This is a genomic window from Propylenella binzhouense (genome assembly GCF_009866965.1).
GTDB lineage: Bacteria > Pseudomonadota > Alphaproteobacteria > Rhizobiales > Afifellaceae > Propylenella > Propylenella binzhouense.
Genome location: NZ_SPKJ01000088.1, coordinates 1 through 16,618 on the forward strand (window position 1 = coordinate 1; position 16,618 = coordinate 16,618).

Sequence of the window (16,618 nt, forward strand, 5' to 3'; positions counted from 1 at the left end):
CGTCAGCGTCGTCTTGCCGTGATCGACATGACCGATCGTGCCGATGTTCACATGCGGCTTCGTGCGCGCAAATTTTTCCTTAGCCATCAGCTTACTCCATGCGATTCTTCGACCTAAGCCTCAGCTCAGGCATATTTCGACTGAATTTCCTGCGCCACCTGGCTCGGCACCTGCGAGTAGTGGTCGAACTGCATCGTGTACTGCGCGCGACCCTGGCTCATCGAGCGCAGCGTGTTGACGTAGCCGAACATGTTGGCGAGCGGCACCATCGCGTTCACGACGACCGCGTTGCCGCGCATCTCCTGGCCCTGCACCTGCCCGCGCCGGGAGTTGAGGTCGCCGATGACGGAGCCGGTATATTCCTCCGGCGTCACCACCTCGACCTTCATGATCGGCTCGAGCAGGACCGGGCGGCCCTTCTGCGCCCCCTCGCGGAAGGCCGCGCGGGAGGCGATCTCGAAGGCGAGCACCGAGGAATCGACCTCGTGATACGCACCGTCGAGGAGGGTCGCCTTGATGTCGACCATCGGGAAGCCGGCGATCACGCCGTTGTTCATCACGCTCTCGATGCCCTTCTGGACGCCGGGCACGTATTCCTTCGGGACCGAGCCACCCACGACCTTGCTGTCGAAGGCGAAGCCGGCACCCGGCTCCTGCGGCTCGAAGCGGATCTTGACGCGCGCGAACTGGCCCGAACCGCCGGTCTGCTTCTTGTGCGTGTAGTCGATCTCCGCCACCTGCGTGAGCGTCTCGCGGTAGGCGACCTGCGGCTGGCCGACGGTCGCGTCCACCTTGAACTCGCGCTTCATGCGGTCGACGATGATGTCGAGATGGAGTTCGCCCATCCCGGCGATGATCGTCTGCCCGGACTCCTCGTCGGTCTTCACGCGGAAGGACGGATCCTCCTGCGCCAGACGGTTCAGCGCGATGCCCATCTTCTCCTGGTCGGCCTTCGAATTCGGCTCGATCGCGATCTCGATGACCGGCTCGGGGAACTCCATCCGCTCCAGGATGACCGGCTTGGTCGGATCGCAGAGCGTGTCGCCCGTCGTCGTCTCCTTGAGGCCGACCACGGCGACGATGTCGCCGGCATAGGCCTCCTTGATCTCCTCGCGCTGGTTGGAGTGCATCAGCAGCATGCGGCCGATGCGCTCCCGCTTCTCCTTCACCGTGTTCATCAGCATCGCGCCGGACTGGAGCTGGCCCGAATAGATGCGGCAGAAGGTGAGCGAGCCGACGAAGGGATCGTTCATGATCTTGAAGGCGAGCATCGAGAGCGGCTCGCTGTCCGAGGACACCCGCTTCACCTCGTCGCCGGTCTTCGGATCGATGCCGCGGATCGCCGGCACGTCGACCGGGCTCGGCAGGTAGTCAACGACCGCGTCGAGAAGCGGCTGCACGCCCTTGTTCTTGAAGGCCGAGCCGCAGAACACCGGATAGAAGGCCACATCGCAGGTGCCGCGGCGGACGAGCGCGCGCAGCCCCTCCTCGTCGGGCTCGTTGCCCTCGAGATAGGCCTCGGTGGCGGCCTCGTCGATCTCGACCGCGGCCTCGACCAGCTTCTCGCGCCACTCCTTGGCGCGGTCGAGCATGTCGGCCGGAACGTCGCGGATCTCCCACTCGGCGCCGAGCGTCTCGTCCTTCCAGATGAGCGCCTTCATGTCGACGAGGTCGACGACGCCCTTGAACTCGCTCTCCGCGCCGATCGGCAGCTGCATGACGACCGGCGTCGCGCCCAGGCGGTCGCGGATCATGTCGACGCAGCGGTAGAAGTCGGCCCCGATCTTGTCCATCTTGTTGACAAAGATCATGCGCGGCACGTGGTATTTGTCGGCCTGCCGCCACACCGTCTCGGTCTGCGGCTCGACGCCCGCATTGGCGTCGAGAAGCGCGATCGCGCCGTCGAGGACGCGCAGCGACCGCTCCACCTCGATGGTGAAGTCGACGTGCCCGGGCGTGTCGATGATGTTGAGGCGCCGCTTCTTGCCGTCGCGCCCCTGCCAGAAGGTGGTGGTCGCGGCCGACGTGATCGTTATGCCGCGCTCCTGCTCCTGCTCCATCCAGTCCATGGTGGCGGCGCCCTCATGGACCTCGCCCATCTTATGGCTCTTGCCGGTATAGTAGAGGACCCGCTCCGTGGTCGTCGTCTTTCCGGCATCGATGTGCGCCATGATGCCGAAATTGCGGTAGTCCTCGATCTTGTAGTCGCGAGCCATCGTCATCGACCCTTGTTCGGAGTTACCAGCGGTAATGCGAGAAGGCGCGGTTCGCATCGGCCATGCGATGCGTGTCTTCGCGCTTCTTCACGGCATTGCCGCGATTGTTGGCGGCGTCGAGCAGCTCGCCGGAAAGACGGTCGACCATCGTACGCTCGTTGCGGGCACGCGCGGCGGAGATCAGCCAGCGGATCGCGAGCGCCTGCCGGCGCTCGGTCCGGACCTCGACCGGGACCTGGTAGGTGGCGCCGCCGACGCGGCGCGAACGCACCTCGATCTGCGGCATGACATTCTCGAGCGCCTGATGGAACGCGCCGACCGGGTCCTGGCGCGTCTTGCGCTCGATCTCGGTCAGGGCGCCGTAGACGATCGCCTCGGCCGCGGACTTCTTGCCCGCATGCATGACCGAGTTCATGAATTTCGAGATCACGATGTCCCCGTATTTCGGGTCCGGGATGATCTCGCGCTTTTCGGCGCGGTGACGTCGCGACATGAACGACTTCCTTGAACCTTCGAAACCTCAACCCGGCAGCAGGCAAGCCGACGCCCGCGCCACTCGACCGCTCACTTCGGCCGCTTCGCGCCGTATTTCGACCGGCGCTGCCGGCGATCCTTGACGCCCTGCGTATCGAGCACGCCGCGGAGGATGTGATAGCGGACACCCGGAAGGTCCTTCACGCGTCCGCCGCGGATCATCACCACCGAGTGCTCCTGGAGGTTATGCCCCTCGCCCGGAATGTAGCCGATCACTTCGTAGCCGTTGGTCAGGCGCACCTTCGCGACCTTCCGCAGCGCCGAGTTCGGCTTCTTCGGGGTCGTGGTGTAGACGCGCGTGCAGACGCCCCGCTTCTGCGGATTCGCGTCGAGCGCTGGGACCTTGTTGCGCCGCGGCTTGTCGTTCCGCGGCTTGCGGATCAGCTGGTTGATCGTCGGCATCTATCGTTCCGGCCTCGTGGGCAAAAGCCCGCTGATAAACGAAGAAAACAACACCGACCGCGGTGACGCGGCGGTGCAGCAAGACAGAGGATCACAGGCGAACCCGCGATCATGCATCGCATGTTTCGTGTCGGACCAAAGCAGCGTCTAAGCCGACTTGATCCCCCGCTTTGGACGCAAGGAATCGATGGTTCGGCCTACCGCCTGCCCAGTGGTGGGCCCCATCTAGACGCTGACAGACGGAACGTCAACCCTCGGGGCCGGCAAAATTCCGCCCGCGCCGGCCGGGAGGCCCTCAGAGAAGGTACGGGACGGCCGCCAGCGCGGCATAGCCCGCAGTGAGGGAGAGGAACAGGATGGTACGCCAGAAGATGCCGATACGCATGTCACCAGGTCCGAAGCGCTACGATCGTCGAGCGCCGGACGGACGCGACCCAAAGCCGTTCCGAGGCCGGGTTCCGGTGACGTCGCAGGCGGGGAGATCGATCAAGGTCGCGGGTTTCTAGAGGAACGATGGTCGCCTCCACAATCACCCGAATCTGGTTTCCATTTGGTTGTCGGACGCCGTTGCCCCGGCGCAACAAGAGCGCCTTCGAAAGAAGGAGGGGCCGCCCGAAGGCGGCCCCCTTGGCTTCACACGGAGGGCGGATCACTCGGCCGGCGAGGCCGTGAGATCCTCGAGCGCGGGCTGCACGGCCGCCCCCTTCTTCTCCTCCTCGAGGATGAGCTCGTCGCGGCGGCCCGCGATCTGCCGCAGGCGGTTCATCATGCCGCCGGTCCCCGCCGGGATGAGGCGGCCGACGATCACGTTCTCCTTCAGGCCCTCGAGCGTATCGACCTTGCCGTTGACGGCGGCATCGGTGAGGACGCGCGTCGTCTCCTGGAAGGACGCGGCGGAGATGAAGGACCGCGTCTGCAGGCTGGCCTTGGTGATGCCGAGCAGCACGGGGGTACCGGTCGCCGGCTCCTTGCCGTCCTCGAGCAGCTTCTCGTTGACCTCGTCGAGCTCGATCCGGTCGACCTGCTCGCCCGCGATGTACTCGCTGTCGCCGGCGTTCTCGATCTCGACCTTCTGCAGCATCTGGCGGACGATCACCTCGATGTGCTTGTCGTTGATGAGCACGCCCTGCAGCCGGTACACCTCCTGCACCTCGTTGACGAGGTAGGCCGCGAGCTCCTCGACGCCCTTGATCGCCAGGATGTCGTGCGGGGCCGGCAGGCCGTCCAGGATGTAGTCGCCCTTCTCGATCGTGTCCCCCTCCTGGAGGTGGAACGGGCGACCCTTCGGGATCAGGTATTCGATCGGCTCCGCGCCCTCTTCGAGCGGCTCGATCACGATCCGGCGCTTGTTCTTGTAGTCGCGCCCGAACCGGACCGTGCCGGCGATCTCGGAGATGATGGCGTGGTCCTTCGGCCGCCGCGCCTCGAAGAGCTCCGCCACCCGCGGCAGACCGCCGGTGATGTCGCGCGTCTTGGCGCTCTCGAGCGGGATACGTGCGAGCACGTCGCCCGGATTGACCTTGGCGCCCGGATCGACCGACAGGATCGCGTCGACGGAGAGCTGGTAGCGCGCCTCGCCGCCCCGCTCGAGCTTGATCACGTCGCCCTCGGCGGTGCGGATCACCATTGCCGGGCGAAGGCCGGCGCCACGCGGATGCGCGCGCCAGTCGACGACCTGCCGCTTGGTGATGCCCGTCGATTCGTCGGCCGACTCGATCACCGACACGCCCTCGAGCAGATCCTCGTACTCGACCACGCCGCCCACTTCCGTGAGCACCGGCCGGGTATAGGGATCCCATTCCGCGATGCGCTGGCCGCGCCGGATCGTGTCGCCCTCGTCGACGAAGAGGCGCGCGCCGTAGCTGACGCGGTGGCTCGCCCGCTCCTCGCCCCCCTCGTCGAGGATGATGACCTGCATGTTGCGGCCCATCACCACGAGACGTCCCTCGGAATCGCGCACCACGGCACGGTTGCGGATCGTCACCCGGCCGTCGAAGCTCGATTCGATGAAGGACTGGTCCACCACCTGCGCCGTTCCGCCGATGTGGAAGGTGCGCATGGTGAGCTGGGTGCCAGGCTCGCCGATCGACTGCGCCGCGATGACGCCGACCGCCTCGCCCATGTTGACGGGCGTGCCGCGGGCGAGGTCGCGCCCGTAGCAGCGGCCGCAGACGCCGTACTTCGTCTCGCAGGTCAGCACCGAACGGATCTTGATCGCCTGGACGCCGGCCGCCTCGATGGCCTCGATGTGCCGCTCCTCGATCATCTCGTTGAACGGCACGATCACCTCGCCGGTCCTCGGATCGCTGACGTCCTCCGCCGCGGTGCGGCCGAGCACCCGCTGCCCGAGCGACGCGATCACCTGGCCGGCATCGACGATGGCCTGCATCGTCAGGCCCCGCTCTGTGCCGCAATCCTCGGCCGTGATGATGCAGTCCTGCGCGACGTCGACGAGACGGCGGGTCAGGTAGCCGGAGTTGGCCGTCTTCAGGGCGGTGTCGGCGAGGCCCTTGCGGGCACCGTGCGTGGAGTTGAAGTACTCCAGCACCGACAGGCCTTCCTTGAAGTTCGAGATGATCGGGCTCTCGATGATCTCGCCCGACGGCTTGGCCATGAGGCCGCGCATGCCGGCGAGCTGCTTCATCTGCGCCGGCGAGCCGCGGGCGCCCGAATGCGACATCATGTAGATCGAGTTGATCGGCTTCTGACGCTTGGTCTCCGGATCGAACTCGACCGCCTGGATGCGCTTCATCATCTCGTCGGCGACCTTGTCGGTGCACTTGGCCCAGGCGTCGACGACCTTGTTGTACTTCTCGCCCTGCGTGATCAGGCCGTCATTGTACTGCTGCTCGTACTCGGTCGCGAGGCGGCGCGTCTCCTCGACGAGATTCGCCTTCGTCTCCGGGATCACCATGTCGTCCTTGCCGAACGAGATGCCGGCCTTGCAGGCCTGGGTGAAGCCAAGCTGCATGATCCGGTCGCAGAAGATCACGGTCTCCTTCTGGCCCGTGTGCCGGTAGACCGAATCGATCATCCGGCTGATCTCCTTCTTCGTCATCAGCTTGTTGCAGACGTCGAAGGGCACGTTCGGATGCTTCGGCAGGAGCTCGCCGATCATCATGCGGCCGGGCGTGGTCTCGTAGATCTGCGAGGTCTCCCTGCCCTCCGCATCGACCGACTTGTAGCGGCCGCGGATCTTGGCGTGGAGCGTCACGGCGCCGGTCTCGAGCGCATGCAGAAGCTCGCCCATGGAGCCGAACGCCATGCCCTGCCCGGGCTCGTTCTCCTGCATGATCGACAGGTAGTAGAGCCCGAGGACGATATCCTGCGACGGCACGATGATCGGCTGCCCGTTGGCCGGGTGCAGGATGTTGTTCGTCGACATCATCAGGACGCGCGCCTCGAGCTGCGCCTCCAGCGACAGCGGCACGTGGACCGCCATCTGGTCGCCGTCAAAGTCGGCGTTGAAGGCCGCGCAGACGAGCGGGTGGAGCTGGATCGCCTTGCCCTCGATGAGCGTCGGCTCGAAGGCCTGGATGCCGAGGCGGTGGAGCGTCGGGGCCCGGTTCAGGAGCACCGGATGCTCGCGGATGACCTCGTCCAGGATGTCCCAGACCTCCGGCTTCTCCTTCTCGACGAGCTTCTTCGCCTGCTTCACCGTCGACGAGTAGCCCTTCGCGTCGAGCCGCGCATAGATGAACGGCTTGAAGAGCTCGAGCGCCATCTTCTTCGGCAGGCCGCACTGGTGCAGCTTGAGCTCCGGGCCGACCACGATGACCGACCGGCCGGAATAGTCGACGCGCTTGCCGAGCAGGTTCTGGCGGAACCGGCCCTGCTTGCCCTTCAGCATGTCGGAGAGCGACTTCAGCGGCCGCTTGTTGGTGCCCGTGATGACGCGCCCGCGCCTGCCGTTGTCGAAGAGCGCGTCGACGGCCTCCTGCAGCATCCGCTTCTCGTTGCGGATGATGATGTCGGGCGCCCTCAGCTCGATCAGCCGCTTGAGGCGGTTGTTCCGGTTGATGACGCGGCGGTAGAGGTCGTTCAGGTCCGAGGTCGCGAAGCGGCCGCCGTCGAGCGGCACGAGCGGCCGCAGGTCCGGCGGGATCACCGGAACGACGGTCATGATCATCCATTCCGGGCGGTTGCCGGACTGGACGAAGGCCTCGATCAGCTTCAGCCGCTTGGCGAGCTTCTTCGGCTTCAGCTCGGATTTCGATTCCGCGATCTCCTGGCGGAGCCGGCCGATCTCCTTCTCGAGGTCGAGCTGCATCAGGAGCTCGCGGATCGCCTCCGCGCCGATCATGGCGGTGAAGCTGTCCGCGCCGTACTGGTCCTGCGCCTCGAGATACTCGTCCTCGGAGAGGAGCTGCTTCTCCTTGAGCGGCGTGATGCCGGGCTCGACGACGATGTAGTGCTCGAAATAGAGCACGCGCTCGATGTCCTTCAGCGTCATGTCGAGCATGAGGCCGATGCGGGACGGCAGCGACTTCAGGAACCAGATGTGGGCGACCGGCGCGGCGAGCTCGATATGGCCCATGCGCTCGCGGCGGACGCGCGCGAGCGTGACCTCGACGCCGCACTTCTCGCAGATGATGCCCTTGTACTTCATGCGCTTGTACTTGCCGCACAAGCACTCGTAATCCTTGATCGGGCCGAAGATCCGCGCGCAGAACAGGCCGTCGCGCTCCGGCTTGAACGTACGGTAGTTGATCGTCTCCGGCTTCTTGATCTCGCCGTAGGACCAGGACAGGATCTTCTCGGGACTTGCGATCGAGATGCGGATCTGATCGAAGGTCTGCGCCTGGACCTGCGGGTTGAAGATGTTCATGACCTCTTGGTTCATGCGGTCACTCCTTAGCCCTTTCGGCATGCCCTCGTGCGGAGGGCGGGTCGCCGCGCGCAGATCGGCGCAGCGCTGATTTCACGAATTCGGCCGGGACGCCCGCGCCGGGCGTCCCGCATCTCTCGTCTCACTCCGCGGCGTCGCGCTGGCTGTAGTCGTCGGGCAGCTGCGGCCGGTTGGCCGTATCCTGCAGCTCGACGTTGAGGCCGAGCGAGCGCATCTCCTTCACGAGCACGTTGAAGCTCTCCGGGATGCCGGCCTCGAACGTGTCGTCGCCGCGCACGATCGCCTCGTAGACCTTGGTGCGGCCCGCGACGTCGTCCGACTTCACGGTCAGCATCTCCTGCAAGGTATAGGCCGCGCCGTAGGCTTCCAGGGCCCAGACCTCCATCTCGCCGAAGCGCTGGCCGCCGAACTGCGCCTTGCCGCCGAGCGGCTGCTGGGTGACGAGGCTGTACGGGCCGATCGAACGGGCGTGGATCTTGTCGTCCACGAGATGGTGCAGCTTCAGCATGTAGATGTAGCCGACCGTCACGTTGCGATCGAAGACGTCGCCCGTCCGCCCGTCATAGAGACGGCTCTGGCCGGAGCGGTTGAGCCCCGCCTTCTCCAGCAGGCGGACGATGTCCTCCTCCTTCGCGCCGTCGAAGACCGGCGTCGCGATCGGGACGCCCTTCTTCAGCTGGCCGGCGAGCCGGAGCACGGATTCGTCGTCGAAGCTCGAGACCGGCTCGTTCTTCGCGTTGTCGTCGTAGAGATCCGACAGCATCCCGCGCAGCGCCTGCATTCCGCCCGTGCGGCCGTACTCCTCCGCAAGGTCGCCGATCCTCTGCCCGAGGCCGGCGCATGCCCAGCCGAGATGCGTCTCGAGGATCTGCCCGACATTCATGCGGCTCGGCACGCCGAGCGGGTTCAGCACGATGTCGACATGCGTGCCGTCCTCCAGGAACGGCATGTCCTCGATCGGCACGATCCGCGACACGACACCCTTGTTGCCGTGGCGGCCGGCCATCTTGTCGCCGGGCTGGATCTTGCGCTTCACCGCGACGAAGACCTTGACCATCTTCATCACGCCGGGGGGCAGCTCGTCGCCGCGCTGGAGCTTCTCCACCTTGTCGATGAAGCGGGTCTCCAGGCGCTTGCGGCTCTCGTCGTACTGTGCCTTGAGCGCCTCGACCGTCGTCATCAGCTGGTCGTCGGCGACCGCGAACTGCCACCATTGCGAACGCGGATGCTCGGCGAGCACCTCGTCGGTGATCTCGACGCCCTTCTTGAAGCCCTTCGGACCCGACATCCCGACCTGCCCCTTCAGGAGCTCGGCGAGACGCCCGTAGATGTTGCGGTCGAGGATCGACTGCTCGTCATCGCGGTCCTTGGCCAGCCGCTGAATCTCCTCGCGCTCGATCGCCATGGCGCGCTCGTCCTTCTCCACGCCGTGGCGGTTGAAGACGCGCACCTCGACCACCGTGCCGTAGGTGCCGGGGGGCATCCTGAGCGACGTGTCGCGGACGTCGGAGGCCTTCTCGCCGAAGATCGCGCGGAGGAGCTTCTCCTCCGGCGTCATCGGGCTCTCGCCCTTCGGCGTGATCTTGCCGACGAGGATGTCGCCCGGATTGACCTCGGCGCCGACATAGACGATGCCCGCCTCGTCGAGGTTCTTCAGCGCCTCCTCCGAGACGTTCGGGATGTCGCGCGTGATCTCCTCCGGCCCGAGCTTCGTATCCCGCGCCATCACCTCGAATTCCTCGATGTGGATGGACGTGAACACGTCGTCGCGGACGATCCGCTCGGAGAGCAAGATCGAATCCTCGAAGTTGTAGCCGTTCCACGGCATGAACGCGACGAGCACGTTGCGGCCGAGCGCGAGATCCCCGAGCTCCGTCGAGGGTCCGTCGGCGATGACCTCGCCCTTGCGAACGCGGTCGCCGACGCTCACAAGCGGGCGCTGCGTGATGCAGGTCGACTGGTTCGAGCGCTGGAACTTCTGCAGCCGGTAGATGTCGACGCCCGACTGGGCGGCGTCGACATCCTCGGTCGCGCGCACCACGATGCGGGTGGCGTCGACCTGGTCGACCACGCCCGTGCGGCGCGCGGCGATCGCCGCGCCGGAATCGCGCGCCACGATCGGTTCCATGCCGGTGCCGACGAACGGCGCCTCGGCACGCACCAGCGGCACGGCCTGACGCTGCATGTTCGAACCCATGAGCGCGCGGTTGGCGTCGTCGTTCTCGAGGAACGGGATGAGCGCCGCGGCGACGGAGACGAGCTGCTTCGGCGACACGTCCATCAGGTCGACCTTCTCGCGCGTCACCATCGAGACGTCGCCGCTGTGCCGGCAGGTGACGAGCTCGTTGATGAAGCGGCCCTCGCCGTCGAGCGGAGCGTTCGCCTGGGCGACCGTGTACTTCGCCTCCTCCATCGCGGAGAGATAGACGACTTCGTCGGTTACCCGACCGTCCACGATCCTGCGGTACGGGCTCTCGATGAAGCCGTATTTGTTGACGCGCGCGAAGGTCGCCAGCGAGTTGATGAGGCCGATATTCGGGCCTTCCGGGGTCTCGATCGGGCAGATCCGGCCGTAATGGGTCGGATGCACGTCACGGACCTCGAAGCCCGCGCGCTCGCGCGTGAGACCGCCCGGACCGAGCGCGGAGAGGCGCCGCTTGTGCGTGATCTCCGACAGCGGGTTGGTCTGGTCCATGAACTGCGAGAGCTGCGAGGATCCGAAGAACTCGCGGACCGCGGCGGCGGCCGGCTTCGCGTTGATCAGGTCCTGCGGCATGACCGTGTCGATCTCGACGGAGGACATGCGCTCCTTGATCGCGCGCTCCATCCGGAGCAGCCCGACGCGGTACTGGTTCTCCATCAGCTCGCCGACCGAGCGCACGCGCCGGTTGCCGAGATTGTCGATGTCGTCGATCTCGCCGCGGCCGTCGCGCAGGTCCACAAGCGTCCGGATGACGGAGAGGATGTCCTCCTTCCGCAGGATCCGGACCGTGTCGGCGGCGTCGAGGTCGAGCCGCATGTTCATCTTCACGCGGCCGACCGCCGAGAGGTCGTAGCGCTCCGGATCGAAGAACAGCGAATGGAACATCGCCTCCGCCGTCTCGATCGTCGGCGGCTCGCCCGGGCGCATGACCCGGTAGATGTCGAAGAGCGCGTCCTCGCGGTTCTCGTTCTTGTCGGCGGCGAGCGTGTTGCGGATGTAGCCGCCCACGTTCACGTGGTCGATCTCGAGGAGCGGCAGCTCGATCTGGCCGATCTCGTCGAACTTTGCGAGCGTCTTCTCGTTGATCTCGTCGCCCGCCTCGGCATAGATCTCGCCGGTCTGGTAGTTGACGATGTCCTCGGCGAGATAGCGGCCGACGAGCGCATCGGGGGAGATGCGGAGCGCAGTGACGCCCTTCTCCTTGATCTGGCGCGCCATCCGCGCCGTGACCTTCTTGCCGGCCTCGACGATCACCTCGCCGGACGCCGCGTCCACGAGGTCCTCGTTCGGCTTGGCGCCGCGAAGCTTCTCCGGATCGAACGGCAGCCGCCAGGAATCGCCGTCCCGCGTCGCGGTGACGTGGTCGTAGAAGGTCGCGAGGATCTCCTCGCCGTCCATGCCGAGCGCCATCAGCAGCGACGTCACGGGGATCTTGCGGCGGCGGTCGATGCGCGCGTGCACGATGTCCTTGGCGTCGAACTCGATGTCGAGCCAGGAGCCGCGATAGGGGATGATGCGGGCGGCGAAGAGCAGCTTGCCCGAGGAATGCGTCTTGCCCTTGTCGTGGTCGAAGAACACGCCCGGCGAGCGGTGCATCTGCGAGACGATGACGCGCTCGGTGCCGTTCACGATGAAGGTGCCGTTGTCCGTCATGAGCGGGATGTCGCCCATGTAGACGTCCTGCTCCTTGATGTCCTTCACGGACTTCGCGCCGGTGTCGGCGTCGACGTCGAACACGATGAGGCGCAGCGTCACCTTGAGCGGCGCTGCGAAGGTCATGTCGCGCTGCCGGCACTCGTCGACGTCATATTTCGGCTGGTCGAACTCGTAGCGCACGAATTCGAGCATGGCGGTCCCGGCGAAATCGGTGATCGGGAACACCGACTTGAAGACGGCCTGGAGCCCGTCGTCGGGCCGCCCGCCCTTCGGCTCCTCCACCATCAGGAACTGGTCGTAGGACGACTTCTGAACCTCGATGAGGTTCGGCATCTCGGCCGCTTCCTTGATGTGGCCGAAAAACTTGCGGATGCGCCGCCGGCCCGAGAAGCTCACCTGCTTGACGCCTGTGATCGAGTTCGCCATGAGAAATCCTCGCAAGTCTTGTTGCGGACGGCTGTCCGGAGGGCGGCACGCCGTCGTGCATCCATCGGGGCAGCCTGCGGCCCGCGGGCCGCAAAGGTGGACGCGGGCCGGAGCCCGCGCCCGGTTTCGTGAGAAGCCCTACTTCAGCTCGACCTTCGCGCCGGCTTCCTCGAGCTTCTTCTTGATGTCCTCGGCCTCGGCCTTGGCGACAGCTTCCTTCACCGTCTTCGGCGCGCCTTCGACGAGATCCTTGGCCTCCTTCAGGCCGAGTCCCGTGATCGCGCGCACTTCCTTGATGACGTTGATCTTCTTGTCGCCGGCCGCCGTCAGGACGACGTCGAACTCGGTCTTCTCCTCGACCGGCTCGGCGGCCGCGCCGCCGGCGCCCGGAGCCGCCGCCATCGCGACCGGAGCCGCGGCCGACACGCCCCACTTCTCCTCGAGGAGCTTCGAGAGCTCGGCCGCCTCAAGCACGGTCAAGCTGGAGAGGTCGTCAACAATCTTCGCAAGATCAGCCATTTCAGTCACTTTCTGTCGGTTCGAACCCGTAAGGGCATTGATTCAAGATCGGCCTCAGGCCGCCTCGTCCTTCGTGGCGTAGGCCGAGAGCACGCGCGCGAGCTGCGCCCCCGGAGCCTGCAGGACCCCCGCGATGCGGGTCGCCGGCGTGTTGATCATGCCGACCAGGCGAGCGCGCAGCTCGTCCAGCGACGGCAACTTCGCCAGCGCTTCGACGCCGCCCGCGTCCAGGCTCGTCCGCCCCATGGCACCGCCGAGAATGACGAACTTGTCGTTCGCCTTCGCGAAATCGGTGGCCACCTTCGGAGCGGCGACGGGATCTGCCGAATAGGCAATCACCGTGGGTCCCTGGAACAGGCCGCTGATTCCCTCGGCGTCCGTGTCCTTCAGGGCGAGCTTGGCGAGGCGGTTCTTGGCGACCTTGAGGCTGGCCCCCGCTTCCCGCATGCGCAACCGGAGGGTTGTCATCTGGGCGACGGTCAGGCCGGAATAGTGGGCGACCACCACCACGCCCGTGTTCGAAAACACGTCGTGGAGCTGAGCCACCGACTCGCTCTTCTGCGCTCTATCCACTGCCTCTGTCCTCATCTGGCCCGCCGGCCTTCCGGCCGCCGGACCGTTTCGCCATATCCGCCCGTCCCCTGCCGGAGAACGGGCGACGGTGACGCCTGTCCCCCGGCCCCTTCCGGAGCACGGGCCTCCGCTTCCGGCCGGAATCGGAGGACGATCAGGTTCGAACCGAACGGACCGCCGAAACGGCCGCTCGAATTCCGGAACCCCATCTCATGCAGGCCCCCGAAGGGCTTAAGAGCTGACGCTCACCTGCAGTCTCGGACAGGACATGGCCGGACGGGTCACCCCGCCGGCCATCTTCGCCCGGGTCGCCCCGGACGAATTCTGTCGCCAGGGCCGCAGCCCGGCGATCTATGCGTTCCGGCTCAGCCCGCGGCGGCGAGCGATGCCGGATCGACGCGGACGCCCGGACCCTGGGTGGAGGTCAGCGCGATCCGCTTCATGTAGGTGCCCTTGGCGCCGGACGGCTTCGCCCGGTTCACCGCGTCCGCGAAGGCGCGGATGTTCTCGAGAAGCGCCTCGTTCGTGAAGGAGGCCTTGCCGATGCCGGCCTGCACGATGCCCGCCTTCTCGACGCGGAACTCGACGGCGCCGCCCTTGGCGTCCTTGACCGCCTGCGCCACGTCCGGCGTCACCGTCCCGACCTTCGGGTTCGGCATCATGCCGCGCGGGCCGAGAATCTTGCCGAGCCGGCCGACCAGCGGCATCATGTCCGGCGTCGCGATGCAGCGGTCGAAATTGATCTCGCCGCGCTGAACCTGCTCGACGAGGTCCTCCGCGCCCACGACATCGGCACCCGCCGCCTTCGCCTGGTCCGCCTTGTCGCCGCGCGCGAACACCGCCACGCGCACCGTGCGGCCGGAGCCGTTCGGCAGGTTCACCACGCCGCGCACCATCTGGTCCGCATGGCGCGGATCGACGCCGAGATTGAGCGCCACCTCGACCGTCTCGTCGAACTTGGCGACGGCACGCTCCTTCACCAGCCTGACCGCTTCGTCGAGCGGGTAGAGCCTGTTGCGGTCGACGCCGTCGACGAGCTTCCGCATGCGCTTTCCGACCTTCGCCATGGCCCTACTCCACCACTTCCAGGCCCATCGACCGGGCGGAACCCTCGACCATGCGCATCGCCGCCTCGACGTCCTGCGCGTTGAGGTCCTTCATCTTCTGCTCGGCGATGCCGCGCACCTGCGCGCGCGTCACCCGCCCGCTCGACGTGCGGCCGGGCGCCGCCCCGCCCTTCTGGACGCCGGCCGCCTTCTTCAGGAAGTAGCTGACCGGCGGCGTCTTCATCTCGAAGGTGAAGGAGCGGTCCGCAAAGATGGTGATGACCACCGGAACCGGCGAGCCCTTCTCCATGTCGGCGGACGCCGCGTTGAACTCCTTGCAGAACTGCATGATGTTGAGACCGCGCTGGCCGAGCGCAGGCCCGATCGGCGGCGACGGGGTCGCCGAACCCGCGGCCACCTGAAGCTTCAGAGAGCCGGTAATCTTCTTTGCCATTCAGAACTCCGTTTCCCGGCCTCGCGCCGGATCTTGGAAGTTTCGTGGTATGGCCCTCTGCTGCACGATGGCTCGCGCCGCGGGCCTGCCACGCGCCGGACCCCCGGGGTCCGGCCTACGATCAGACCTTCTCCACCTGCCCGTATTCGAGCTCGACGGGAGTCGGCCGACCGAAGATCGACACGGCCACCTTGAGCCGCGCCCGCTCCTCGTCCACCTCTTCGACATTGCCCTCGAAGGAGGCGAACGGACCATCGGCGACGCGGATGCGCTCGCCGATCTCGAAACTCACGGAGGGCTTCGGACGCTCGACGCCTTCCTGGATCTGCGAGATGATGCGCGCGGCCTCGGCGTCCGGGATCGGCATCGGCTTGTTGTCGGTGCCGAGGAACCCGGTGACCTTCGGGATGTTCTTGATCAGATGGTAGCCCTGGTCGGTCATCTCCATCCTGACCAGGACATAGCCCGGAAAGAACTTCCGCTCCGAATCGACCTTGCGGCCGCGCCGCACCTCGACGACCTTCTCGGTCGGGACCATGATCTCGTCGATCAGGTGATCGAGACCGGCGCTCGCCGCCTTCTCCCTGATGGAGTCGGCGACCTTGCGCTCGAAATTCGAGTATGCGTGTACGATGTACCAGCGCTTCGCCATCGCTTCCCGATCCAGTCTCGTCAGCCCAGCGTGCCGAGCAGCAGCCCGACGCCCCAGCCCAGAACCTGATCGGCGACGAAGAAAAAGACCGCAGCCAGCAGGACCATCACGAACACCATGACGGTCGTGATCGCCGTCTCGCGACGCGTCGGCCAAGTGACCTTCGCAGCCTCGGAGCGAACCTGCTGAACGAATTGGAACGGATTTGTTTTCGCCATGCCGCCGAACTGGAAAGCGCGCGACTTCGCAATCGCGCGCCTTCGAACCTCCTATCTATGCGTCTTCGCTGCCGAGCGCAAGGCCGTCGCCCGCGCGGCGCAGGAATTTGGCAGGGGCGGAGGGACTCGAACCCCCGACCACCGGTTTTGGAGACCGGTGCTCTACCAGCTGAGCTACACCCCTTCGCCAGTCGGACGAGCCGGAGCCGCTCGCGCATCCCCCGCATCGCCGCGCGGTAGATACTGCCCGCGGGGCGGCGACGCAACATGAATGTCCGCGGAAGGGAGAAGCGGCGAGGGCTAGCGCGGAGCCGCGCGCGCCGCACCGATGAGGCAGCCGGCCTGGAGGGCGACGTCGTAGGAATAGCTGCCGGCCATGCACTCCGACGCGAAGCGGGCGAGCGCGGTCGGCCCGCCGGAAGCGGCCGCCGCCTCGCGCGCGGCGAGATCCGGACCGAACAGCCCGCGATAGAACCTCGGGATGCGCGGATCGGCGAGCATCGCGCGCGGCACGACGAGGAGATCGATGCGGTACCGCTCGAGGATGCCGGCGAGCACGGCCGGATCGTGGGTCAGAACCGCGTCGCGGAGGTCGTTCACGCGGGCCATCAGCGGCCTGAAATAGCCGGCATGGTAGCCGACCGCGAGTTCCCTGTTGAAGAGCGTCGAGCGGTTCGTCAGGAGCGGCGAGAAGTTGAGGTCGTCCGAGAAGCCGGCGACGACCGCGTCCTTCGGGAGCGCGCGGATCGCCGCGACCAGCGCCGGGTCGGCGGGCGCCACGAAGCCGCGCTTGACGTCCGTCGCCAGGAGGAGCGCGAGCACGGCGGCAAGCGCCGCGCCGCCCAGCACGGCGGCGCGCCTGCCGCGGCC

13 protein-coding genes and 1 tRNA gene are annotated in these 16,618 nt (G+C 66.5%); all 14 read right to left on the minus strand.

Translation table 11 applies throughout. The annotated features are described in order from the left end of the window. A partial coding sequence (locus E4O86_RS18365; RefSeq protein ID WP_161142016.1) for a GTP-binding protein occupies positions 1-87 on the minus strand: 87 nt, incomplete at its 3' end. Between the two features lie 38 nt (positions 88-125). Next, a complete protein-coding gene (fusA, locus tag E4O86_RS18370) occupies positions 126-2,216 on the minus strand; it encodes an elongation factor G (RefSeq protein ID WP_161142017.1) in 2,091 nt (696 codons plus the stop codon). Positions 2,217-2,238: 22 nt separating this feature from the next. Next, a complete protein-coding gene (gene rpsG / locus E4O86_RS18375; RefSeq protein ID WP_161142005.1) occupies positions 2,239-2,709 on the minus strand; it encodes a 30S ribosomal protein S7 in 471 nt (156 codons plus the stop codon). A 71-nt stretch (positions 2,710-2,780) separates the two neighbouring features. After that, positions 2,781-3,152, minus strand: a complete 372-nt coding sequence (gene rpsL / locus E4O86_RS18380; protein ID WP_161142006.1) for a 30S ribosomal protein S12 — start codon at positions 3,150-3,152, stop codon at positions 2,781-2,783. Positions 3,153-3,801: 649 nt separating this feature from the next. After that, entirely contained in the window at positions 3,802-7,995 is a 4,194-nt protein-coding gene (gene rpoC / locus E4O86_RS18385; protein ID WP_161142007.1) for a DNA-directed RNA polymerase subunit beta', read from the minus strand. Positions 7,996-8,122: 127 nt separating this feature from the next. Then, positions 8,123-12,286: a DNA-directed RNA polymerase subunit beta gene (rpoB, locus tag E4O86_RS18390; RefSeq protein WP_161142008.1), complete on the minus strand. Its 4,164-nt coding sequence runs from the start codon at positions 12,284-12,286 to the stop codon at positions 8,123-8,125. Between the two features lie 138 nt (positions 12,287-12,424). Continuing rightward, positions 12,425-12,805: a 50S ribosomal protein L7/L12 gene (gene rplL / locus E4O86_RS18395; RefSeq protein ID WP_161142009.1), complete on the minus strand. Its 381-nt coding sequence runs from the start codon at positions 12,803-12,805 to the stop codon at positions 12,425-12,427. Between the two features lie 54 nt (positions 12,806-12,859). Next, positions 12,860-13,378, minus strand: a complete 519-nt coding sequence (gene rplJ / locus E4O86_RS18400; protein ID WP_161142010.1) for a 50S ribosomal protein L10 — start codon at positions 13,376-13,378, stop codon at positions 12,860-12,862. Between the two features lie 365 nt (positions 13,379-13,743). Next, complete coding sequence (rplA, locus tag E4O86_RS18405; protein ID WP_161142011.1) at positions 13,744-14,445, minus strand: 50S ribosomal protein L1; 702 nt, start codon at positions 14,443-14,445, stop codon at positions 13,744-13,746. Between the two features lie 4 nt (positions 14,446-14,449). Further along, positions 14,450-14,878 carry a 50S ribosomal protein L11 gene (rplK, locus tag E4O86_RS18410; RefSeq protein ID WP_161142012.1) on the minus strand — a complete coding sequence of 143 codons (429 nt, stop codon included), beginning with the start codon at positions 14,876-14,878 and terminating at the stop codon, positions 14,450-14,452. Positions 14,879-14,999: 121 nt separating this feature from the next. After that, positions 15,000-15,530 carry a transcription termination/antitermination protein NusG gene (gene nusG, locus E4O86_RS18415; RefSeq protein ID WP_161142013.1) on the minus strand — a complete coding sequence of 177 codons (531 nt, stop codon included), beginning with the start codon at positions 15,528-15,530 and terminating at the stop codon, positions 15,000-15,002. Between the two features lie 20 nt (positions 15,531-15,550). Beyond that, on the minus strand, positions 15,551-15,748 hold the full coding sequence (gene secE / locus E4O86_RS18420) for a preprotein translocase subunit SecE (protein ID WP_161142014.1): 198 nt from the start codon (positions 15,746-15,748) through the stop codon (positions 15,551-15,553). Positions 15,749-15,856: 108 nt separating this feature from the next. Continuing rightward, positions 15,857-15,932, minus strand: a tRNA-Trp gene (locus E4O86_RS18425). Positions 15,933-16,048: 116 nt separating this feature from the next. Next, positions 16,049-16,618: hypothetical protein (locus E4O86_RS18430; protein WP_161142015.1), on the minus strand; the 570-nt coding region annotated here is incomplete at its 5' end.